Here is a 9,068-nt window from a genome sequence, read left to right as displayed (position 1 = left end):
AGTTGCACTCGCGTCACGCATGAAGATTTACCTGATCAGACCCCGCCACGAAGCCGAATCCGGCAGATTGATCACAACCCGATACGCGCCCTAGCGGAAAGGACTGATCGGCCAGGACATGCGTGGTGACTGCGGCCGTCCTGGCCGTCGTCGCCACGGTGCTCGCCGTGCAGGGTCCCATCGTTCTCGTGATCGGTCCGGTTGTCGTGATGCCGTTCCTGCCTGGCTGACGGGCCTCTGTCAGGAGATGCCCAGGATTTCGAGGGGAAGGTCGGGGCGGCGGTCGTGGTGGCGGAGACCTTGGGCGATGTCGGTCCAGCCGTCGAGACGGAGGACGCCGAGGGCGAGGTTGCGCAGGCCGGCCATGGCGCGCGGTGCAGTGCCGGTGCGGGCGCGGGAGGCGTCCTCTCCGAACGTGACGTCGCGGACGTGATGCTCTTTGTTCTCGATCCACCAGCGGCGTCTCACGCACTCCGCGAGTTGTCCGGCCTGTTTGTGGAGGGTGTCGAGGCTGGTGAGCGCGTAGGCGCGGTCGATCGTGGTCTTCCCGTTCCGGACGGTGCGGCGGACGATCTGCAGGGCCTGGGCCACGTGGGGGAAGGGCAGCCGGTTCACCGCGGCGGCCTTCAGGCGGCGGATCTCGTCACGGCCCCGGGAGGCGTCCTGGCTGCGGTGGCCTGGCGGGACGTCCCGCCAGGGCAGGTCCCTGACGAACTGGTGCAGGCCGGGGTGGTTCGCCTTCAGCACGGCGATGTAGTGCGCTTTCCTCTCCTCGATGAGGAAGCGTGCCAGGTCGGTCTGGGTGAGCAGGGCGTCGAAGGTGACGACGTGGCCTTCCAGGTCGAGCGGGGCGAGCAGGGGCTTGAACGCGGTGATTTCGTTGGTCTTCGCCGGGACTTCGCGCTGGGCGATGACGACCCCGTCCATCCGCAGCGCGGAGATGAGGTGGGCCCGGCTGCCGTCGGGGCGGACGGCGCCGCGCAGGGTCTTGCCGTCCACGGCCACCTGGACCGGCCCATTCCTCTCCGGCTCTTTCTTCTCCGGTTGCTGCTGGGCACGTTCGCGCAAGTAGGAGCTGATGGCGGTGTCGAGGGCGTCGCCGTCCAGGCGTTGGAGGACGCGGCGGAAGGTGGCCTCGGACGGCGGTCGGCAGGCGCGGTCGGGTTCGGGATCGAGGATGCGCGCGCCGGTGCGGGCGAGCCGGTCGCGGGGCAGGTCGGCGGCCCACTCGGCAATCGCGGTCAGGGAGCGTGCACCGGCCAGGACAGCGCGGGCGGCCAGGGCGAGGACGTAGGCCAGCGGGTGACGGCGTCCATGTCGGACCCTCGGGTCGGGAACCCGCTCAAGGTGGCGGAGCAGGGTGGGTATGTCCGCGGCCGTGATGGCGTCGGCAGAGCCGAGGTGGACTACAGACGCGGGGAGCGAGGAAGTTGCGGGGACAGGCACGGACTTCTCGTGTGATCAGGGAACTCGACACTCCGATGATCACTGGAAGCCGTGCCTGTGCCGCTTGCTGGGACGTCCAAGTCCTCTGGCGAACTATCCGACATCCGGGGCGAGTTATCCCAGCCTGATGGAAAACCACCCTCAGCGCGAGAACGACGCCGCCCGGGGCTGCGGGCAGCATGGCTGGAGGCGAACGGCGGACCTGCCTGGATGCCGGTGTTCGCCAGGCCCGGATATGTGAGCGGCTACGTTTTCCTCTCTGTCGAGGAAGCGACTGGACGGCGACAGTCCATGAAACGAAATGCCCCCGATACATGGACTATCTCGATCCGCAGCCACGGGATCCTCGTATCCAGGCAGGCTGGTTCAATGATGGCCGGCTTCCCTTCGCCGAATTCGGCGAAGGTGCAGGAACTCTGATACAGGACTGCTCCCCTGCGAACAGAGGAGCACTGGGACAGATCATTGCGTACACACATGATCCGGATGAAATGAGCTACATCGCAGCCAGTTTTGAAGACCTGCTCGAAGGATCCATCGCCGAGATTTCGGCCAATCCGGAGGAGTACGTCCCTGATCCCGAGGAATCCAACTACTGAGCCGCTTCGACGTATGATGCCGAGTGGGACTACACGGACACGCCCGGCATCTATTTACCTTCGTCCGGACGAGAGTTCACTCGCCGGAAGCCTTGGCGACCTGGTGAATTTCATTGAAATTCTCCGTATCGCTTCGCGAATTTCCCGAAAAGCCTCCGCAGAGCGAGACCCGCGATTCCCAGAGGCACCATAGCCGCTGAGATGACCAGCAAAAGCACATCGGAGGTGTTCCTGACGAGCGTGTTCCAGTAGCCGAGATCCGATGGAAGGGCGACTGTGCCCGTGTCCTTCGGGTCATACACGACGGTCATGGCGTAGCCGTCCCTGACCTGATGCGTCTTAAATGCCAGAGCCGATTCAACGGAGTGCTCGCCGGATGGGGTAAATCGCACCCAGCAGGTCACAGGCAACTCGCCACCGTTCTCGTCGTGGAGGGCCTGCCGGCATCCTGTGACGGTCGCATGGATCCGGACCCCGCGACTCTTCAACGCGGATGTCACTTCGGAGTGGTTCGGCAGAACGAACACCATGATCGCAACGAAAGCACCCAGCCCCACAACGATCATGGAGATGGAGGTGGCCTTGAGATATCTGAGCACATTGCGTGGATGTGCAGGCTTTGTCCTCATTGGCTCCCTGACATGATTGAAATCGGTCAATACGGTCCTACCCCCGTCCATCGCCGGCGTGATCAGTTCACGCCGAGCCACTTGGCCACAACCGAAATCTCTCCCCTGCGCCGGCCATGTACGCCTGTACTCCTCAAGCGGGTGGAACAGACAAGCGAGTTCCTGGATCCCGCGCGAACTCCCACTGGCTTCTACGGAAGCCAAGGCTCAGAAGCTCGGCTTCTCGTCCGGTCCAGTGCTGCACTCTGATCAGGCTCACCCCGTGTGTGACCGTGCGTACCGGTGTCAACGGGCAGGGTATCCCTGGTCGTTCGGCGGGAGTGCACAGCGGCTGTCGGTGTCACCAGCCGCCGTGGCTGCCGTCCCCGTGTCCGCCGCCGTGGTGGCCGGTGCCGCCCGCGCCTCCCTCGGACCAACTGCCCGGGTCCAGGTCGTGGCCGAGACTGTGGCCGCCGGTGGTGAAGTCGGCGTAGAGGTCGCTGAGCTCGCCGAGGAGTTGGCGGGCGAGGGCGTCGACGCCGGCGGTCAGCGCCGCAGCGAGTTCCTCGTCGGCGGCCGGGGCCGCCCTGACGGTTGCGGTGAGGGCGGCCAGACGGCGGCGATCGGCCATGCCCCGCAAGCCTGGGTAGACAGCAGGGGCCAGGCCCGCAGTCTGGACGAGGACGGCGAGGATGAGGTCGCGGTCGCCGGTGGACATTGCGGAGCCGGAGCGGACCACGCCGTCGAGACGGGCCAGCAGCGCCCGGCGTCGCGGCAGGTCGACGAAGAGAATGTCGTGGCGGGTACGGCCGCCGGGGTCGCGCCACCGGCGGACCCGGACCGCCTTCTGGTCCTCAAGCCGGGAGAGGTACTCGATGGTGAGGGAGCGCGGTGTCCGGCGCAGCCAGTCCTTGCGGCCGGGCGGGGGAGCAGTCGCGCCCAGACTGTGCAGGACGTTGCTCAGGCGGCGGTCCTCCACGCGCCGGGAGTCGATCACCTCGATCCGCCGGAGGCCGACGGCGATCCGTCCGGCCAGGCCCAGATCCGCCAACTCCGCGGCCCGCAGGGCAAACCGGAGCCGGTCCTCGGCCCGTATCCGTATTCGCCGACTGCCAGGGACTATCGCGAGCAGGAGCAGTTCATCCCCCGTGGTCATACATGCCAGGGTAGGCGCGGCCGTCCGCAGAGGGGAGTACTCCTCAGGACCCTCCGCGTCAGCTTCCGCAACCGGCCTCGCCTCGGAGGCCGTCTGGTGCTGTGACCGGGCACGTTCACCGGGATGGGCCGTGGGTTTGCCCGTCCTGTCCAGGGTTTCGCGCTGCAGCTCAGCGACGCGGAGCTGGTGACCTCGGCGATGATGCAGGCGATGCTCGCCCGGGTGTCAACGGCAGGACGCGTCGGGGCCCCGATTGTCGGCGTTGCAGCGAAAAGGAGTCGTGGGCCTGCTGACGAGGCTGGTAGGAAGTGGAAATGACAACCAGCGATCTTGACCCGATGGAGCGTCTCCTCGCGGAACGCGCCTGCGAACGTTTGATCTTGGAGCTCGTCCGTCGGCTCGACCTCGGTGAGCCGAGCACGGTCTCGGACCTCTTCACCCCCGACGGGGTCTGGGAATGGCCGTACGACCAGCGGCGTATCGAAGGCCGGGAGGCTCTGCGTGAGTACTTCGGCTCCCGGCCGGCGGACCGTCTGTCCCGGCGGATGTGCACGAACATCCTGGTCGCCGTCGAATCACCCGACACCGCCACGGCGACCACCTACTTCGCCACCTACCGCGTCGACGGGTATACCGAGAGCACGCTGGTGCCGCCCCGCCTCCCGGCGAACGTCGGCCACTACCAGGACACCTTCCGCAAGATCGGCGGCGCCTGGCTCTTGGCCCAACGGACCCTCGTCCTGCCGTTCGGCGGACCGACGGAACGCCTCGTCAGCTCCGCCGAGTCCTGATCGCGGGCCAGGACCTCAGACACATCGTCCCCCAGGGGATACCGGTCGGGCAGGATCCGGATGCCGCGACACCCGGCGACGAGGGGCGGCCTCCGCTGCCGACGGCCGGGTCCAACGCCTTCCAGCCGTCGGGCAACAGCCGTTCGTCGACCGCACGCCACCACCGGCTCCCCGGCGGATCTGCACTCCATGAACGCGCCGGCGGCGGCACGCCGGTACGACAGACGTGTACATTCCCGCCCCTGCGGCCCTTCGGAGAGCCGTCGCAGAGGAGCGAGACGCGCGTGCGGGTCGTCGCGGACGCGGCTCACCTGCTCATAGGCGTATTGCGCGGCAGTCCGGTGTCCGCCTGCTTCTCGTCGCGGCTGAGCCAGTCGGACTCCGTACGGTTGGGCGCGAAGACGGCGTTGAAGGCGGCGAACACCCCGGCATCCTCGATGCCCGCCTCGGCGGCCTGCCTGGCGACCTCGGCGTCACCCGGGTGTCCCGATGAGAACCACCGGGACACCCGGGTGACGCTCGCGGGCGATCCGGGTCAGCGCGGCAATGTCTTCGACGAGGAGTTGGAGTGATCCACATCTCGCCTGTGGTGACGGATGCCCGGCGTCCGGAGCACCCACCGGGCGGCGCGGGAAAAGCCCCGATACCGCGCACGACCTGCGGCGATGCTCAGTGGATTTCTCCGGGGGTTCTTCGGAACGTGCGCCGGTAGGCGAGCGGCGATACACCGATGACCGCGTGCAGGTGCTGGCGGAGCGACGTCCCCGTCGCGAAGCCGACCTGGGCGGCGACGTCGTCCACCAACAGGTCGGTGGATTCGAGCAGATGCCGTGCCCGGGCGACCCGCTGCTGGATGATCCACCGCCCCGGACTCGTGCCGACCTCCTCGCTGAAGCGGCGGGCGAACGTACGCAGGCTCATACGCGCATGACCGGCGAGCTCGGCCAGGTTCAGGGGCTCGTGAAGGTTCTCCAGCGCCCACTGGCGGGTGGCGGCCGTGCCGTTCAAGGAGGTCTCGGGCACCGGCTGGTCGATGTACTGCGCCTGCCCGCCGTCCCGCCACGGCGGTACGACGCAGCTGCGAGCGACCCGGTTGGCCACCTCGCTGCCGTGGTCCTTGCGTACGACGTGCAAGCAGACATCGACACCGGACGCGGCGCCCGCGGAGGTCAGCACATCGCCGTCGTCGATGAACAGCACATCCGGATCGAGCGCGATGTGCGGAAACCACTCCCGGAAGACGTCGGCGAGCGCCCAGTGCGTGGTGGCAGGCCGTCCGTCGAGCAGACCGGCCGCAGCGAGGACGAAGGCGCCCGTGCAGATGGACACGATGCGCGTGCCCGGCGCCATGGAGGCGAGAGCCGCCGTGACGGCCACAGGCGCCTCCCGCGCGATGAGCGAGGTGGCGAACGGTGGAATGACCACGGTGTCGGCCATGCGCAGAGCCTCGGGGCCGTGCTCGACAGTGATGGAGAAATCGGAGTTGGTATGCACTGGACGGCCGTCGACGGTGCAGGTCACGACCTCGTACAGGCCCTCCGCAGCCCCGAAGACCCGGCTCGGAATGCCCAGCTCGAACGGGTACACCCCGTCCAGGGCCAGAACGGCGACACGGTGAACGCTTCCCATGGCAGGATCCTGTCGAAAGATGGCAATCATGCCATGGTACTGAACAGCGGGCTCCGCGAAGCTGGACGCATGAGTCAGAGCACAGCCGACAGCACGGCTACCACCGCCCCCGCAACCATGCGCGCCATCAGCCAGGACGTCCACGGAGCCCCGGACGTACTCAAGGAAGTGCGACTGCCGAAACCCGTCCCGGGACCGAGCCAGATCCTGGTCGCGGTCCACGCGGCCGGCGTCAACCCCACCGACTGGAAGCACCGGGCCAACGGGTTTTTCCTGGACCGGCTTCCGCTCGTCCTGGGCTGGGACGTCTCAGGAGTCGTCGAGGCCGTCGGCTATGGCGTCACCCTTTTCAAGCCGGGCGACGAGGTCTTCGGCATGCTGCCCTACCCGTACGGAGTCGGCTCCCACGCGGAGTATGTGACCGCCCCGGCACGCGCCTTCGCCCGCAAGCCGGCCGGCATCGACCATGTCCAGGCCGGGGCTCTCCCGCTTGCCGCCCTCACCGCGTACCAGGCCCTCGTCGACACCGCCGACGTACGCCCCGGGCAGCGGGTCCTCATCCACGCGGCCGCAGGCGGCGTCGGCCACCTCGCAGTCCAGATCGCCAAGTCCCGTGGGGCGTACGTGATCGGTACCGCGAGCGCGCCCAAGCACGACTTCGTCCGCGCACTCGGCGCGGACGAGATGATCGACTACCGCAGCGTCGACTTCGCCGAGGCCGTCAAGAACATCGACGTCGTCCTGGACCCCCTGGCAGGCGAGACCCGCACCCGCTCGCTGAACGTCCTGCGTCCCGGCGGCATTCTCGTCTCGCTCCTGAGCGGCGGTTCCCCGGACGAGGCACGGCGGGCCGCCGAGTCGGGCGTCCGTGTCGAGACTCTCCTTGTCGAGGCCGACCACGCCGGCATGAACGCGATCGCCGACCTCGTCGAGTCCGGCTCCCTCCACGCCCATGTCGAGGCCACGTTTCCCCTCGCCGAAGCGCCCAAGGCCCACGCCCTCGGCGAGACCGACCGGACCTCGGGGAAGATCGTGCTGGTCGTGACGGAGCCCGCATCAGCAGAGATGTGATCCCTCTGGCGTGGTGTACCGCTGCGAGGTGGTCGCCAATGCGCACCGCCACACCCGTTCGGCGCGGCGAGGCCGGCGTGGCCGGACATGCACAGGTGGCCCTCGCCCTGCTTGCAGGAGGCGAGGGCAGCGCAGGGTGGCATCCAGCAGACGACGACGCGGTCGCCGGGCGCGACGTGGGTCCATGGTCGAGACACGTGACATCCGCAGGATGACGACCCGCACGTCTGCGACCTCGCTCAGCTCCAGCAGGAAGCGGTGCGCGCCGGCGAAGAACAGCGGTCCGTCGATCCGGTACGCGACGATGTGCTCGGCCGGCAGCGCGTGCTCCTCGTCGCTGTGCTCACCGGGCAGGTCCGGCCGGAACGAAACCTGATCCGGCCGGGCTTGCTTCGCCACCGCACGCAGGGCCGGAGCGCCCGTCACCACCAAGCCGATGATCACCGCGTAGACAGGTCGAGAGTGAGGGTGGCGATCGCGGTCATCACAAGCACGACCGCGTCGGAACGGGTGACCTTGACCATCGCGCGCAGCGCGCCGACCTCGACCATACGGATCGCAGTGGCCGGCAGGAGCCCCCGCAAGAGCAGCGAGGGGAATCTTCGCCACCACCGGAGCAGTCGCGAACACGATCCGGACCCCGCGAAGCGACGGACAAAGAAATCAACGACCCCACGTCCACGCCGCACAGGTTAAAGATCAAGCTAAGAGGTCGCGCGGACTGGCGCGGTGATACCCCGGTAGCAAACAGGCACAGGTCCTGTCGATCATGGAGTTGCGACGCTCTGTGATCACCGGGGAGATCTGTGCCTGTCCTGCCGTCATGGCTGACCGAACCACTCTGGGGCCAATTCGCGGCCCTGCTGCCCGAACGGTCGACCTACGCGGTGCCCCATCCGCTGGGCTGCCACCGCCCACGTATCAGCGACCGGGTCGTCTTCGACAAGGTGCTCCAGCTCCTGCGATTCAGCTGCTCCTACCAGGCGGTCGCCGATACGACCTGCTCGGCCACCACGATCCGCAACCGTCGCGACGAGTGGATCCGGCTCGGCGTCTTCGCCAAGCTCAAGCAGATCGCACTGGAGTCCTATGACCGGATCGTCGGCCTCGTCCTCGACCAGATCGCCGTCGACGGCTCCATCACCAAAGCCCCCGGCGGCGGTGAGGTCGCAGGACGTTCACCGATCGATCGCGGCAAACAGGGCATGAAACGCTCGGGCATGACGGATGGCTATGGAATCCCGCCGGGTCGCGTGCCGGCTGGAGCGAACCGTCACGACTCCCCGCTGCTCGCCCCGACCTTGGACCGCCTGCGCGACCTGGGACCGCTGCCCGACGACATCACCGTGCACCTGGACGCCGGCTACGACTCGGACAAGACCCGCGCCCTGCTCGACGAACGCGGCCTGCACGGCCACATCGCACACAAGGGCGAGAAGGCACCGATCCAGGCCAGCCAGCGTTGGCACATCGAACGCACCCGCGCCTGGCAGAACACCTTCCACCGACTCGCCCGCTGCTACGAACGCCGTGCCGGCGTCATCGACGCCTTCTTCGACCTCGCCGACAACATCATCACCGTGCGTAGGCTGATCCGCCGGGCATGGACGACCCACCGCTGGGACGAACGCCCGAACCGCCGCCCATGAGCACACGCCTACTCGTGTGACCTCTTACGGTCTCGGGGGAAATTGAGCTTCGGGCGTGCTGGCCTGGCAGCTCGGCTGGTGGGTGATCAGCGGGCGGTATCGCGGACGATGGCCAGTTC

9 protein-coding genes and 1 pseudogene are annotated in these 9,068 nt (G+C 67.7%); 4 read left to right on the top strand and 6 right to left on the bottom strand.

Annotated elements, in window-relative coordinates; all coding sequences use genetic code 11:
• Positions 1-240: 240 nt before the first annotated feature.
• Positions 241-1,446 carry an ISAs1 family transposase gene (locus tag ACGFU7_RS46935; RefSeq protein WP_393704839.1) on the bottom strand — a complete coding sequence of 402 codons (1,206 nt, stop codon included), beginning with the start codon at positions 1,444-1,446 and terminating at the stop codon, positions 241-243.
• A gap of 314 nt (positions 1,447-1,760) precedes the next feature.
• Between ACGFU7_RS46935 and ACGFU7_RS46930 the strand changes: the two genes are divergently transcribed.
• The gene (locus ACGFU7_RS46930; RefSeq protein ID WP_393704837.1) at positions 1,761-2,045 is read left to right on the top strand and encodes an SMI1/KNR4 family protein; all 285 of its coding nucleotides are present in this window, start codon (positions 1,761-1,763) and stop codon (positions 2,043-2,045) included.
• Between the two features lie 110 nt (positions 2,046-2,155).
• On the opposite strand, the gene ACGFU7_RS46925 is transcribed toward ACGFU7_RS46930, so the two are convergent.
• Both ACGFU7_RS46925 and ACGFU7_RS46920 read right to left on the bottom strand, forming a co-directional pair.
• The gene (locus tag ACGFU7_RS46925; RefSeq protein ID WP_393704835.1) at positions 2,156-2,878 is read right to left on the bottom strand and encodes a hypothetical protein; all 723 of its coding nucleotides are present in this window, start codon (positions 2,876-2,878) and stop codon (positions 2,156-2,158) included.
• A gap of 136 nt (positions 2,879-3,014) precedes the next feature.
• Positions 3,015-3,809 (bottom strand): GPP34 family phosphoprotein, encoded by a 795-nt coding sequence (locus ACGFU7_RS46920; RefSeq protein WP_393704833.1) that lies wholly within the window; start codon positions 3,807-3,809, stop codon positions 3,015-3,017.
• Positions 3,810-4,123: 314 nt separating this feature from the next.
• Between ACGFU7_RS46920 and ACGFU7_RS46915 the strand changes: the two genes are divergently transcribed.
• Positions 4,124-4,600 carry a nuclear transport factor 2 family protein gene (locus ACGFU7_RS46915; protein WP_393704831.1) on the top strand — a complete coding sequence of 159 codons (477 nt, stop codon included), beginning with the start codon at positions 4,124-4,126 and terminating at the stop codon, positions 4,598-4,600.
• A gap of 307 nt (positions 4,601-4,907) precedes the next feature.
• Here the strand turns inward: ACGFU7_RS46915 and ACGFU7_RS46910 are convergent, their stop codons facing one another.
• Entirely contained in the window at positions 4,908-5,108 is a 201-nt protein-coding gene (locus ACGFU7_RS46910) for a hypothetical protein (RefSeq protein ID WP_393704829.1), read from the bottom strand.
• 161 nt (positions 5,109-5,269) lie between these two features.
• A complete protein-coding gene (locus ACGFU7_RS46905; RefSeq protein ID WP_393704827.1) occupies positions 5,270-6,229 on the bottom strand; it encodes a GlxA family transcriptional regulator in 960 nt (319 codons plus the stop codon).
• Between the two features lie 117 nt (positions 6,230-6,346).
• Between ACGFU7_RS46905 and ACGFU7_RS46900 the strand changes: the two genes are divergently transcribed.
• Positions 6,347-7,300, top strand: coding sequence for an NADP-dependent oxidoreductase (locus ACGFU7_RS46900; RefSeq protein WP_393704841.1), 954 nt, complete (start codon positions 6,347-6,349; stop codon positions 7,298-7,300).
• Here the strand turns inward: ACGFU7_RS46900 and ACGFU7_RS46895 are convergent.
• Positions 7,286-7,933: pseudogene (locus ACGFU7_RS46895) on the bottom strand (STAS domain-containing protein); the annotation flags it as partial. The gene ACGFU7_RS46900 and the pseudogene ACGFU7_RS46895 sit on opposite strands and share 15 nt — an antisense overlap.
• A gap of 173 nt (positions 7,934-8,106) precedes the next feature.
• On the opposite strand from ACGFU7_RS46895, the gene ACGFU7_RS46890 reads away from it, so the two are divergent.
• The gene (locus tag ACGFU7_RS46890) at positions 8,107-8,949 is read left to right on the top strand and encodes an IS5 family transposase (RefSeq protein WP_393704825.1); all 843 of its coding nucleotides are present in this window, start codon (positions 8,107-8,109) and stop codon (positions 8,947-8,949) included.
• The last annotated feature ends 119 nt before the right edge of the window (positions 8,950-9,068 follow it).

This window comes from Streptomyces sp. NPDC048473 (assembly GCF_043200155.1).
Taxonomy (GTDB): Bacteria; Actinomycetota; Actinomycetes; order Streptomycetales; family Streptomycetaceae; genus Streptomyces.
This window is presented reverse-complemented; position numbering and strand designations above follow the sequence as displayed.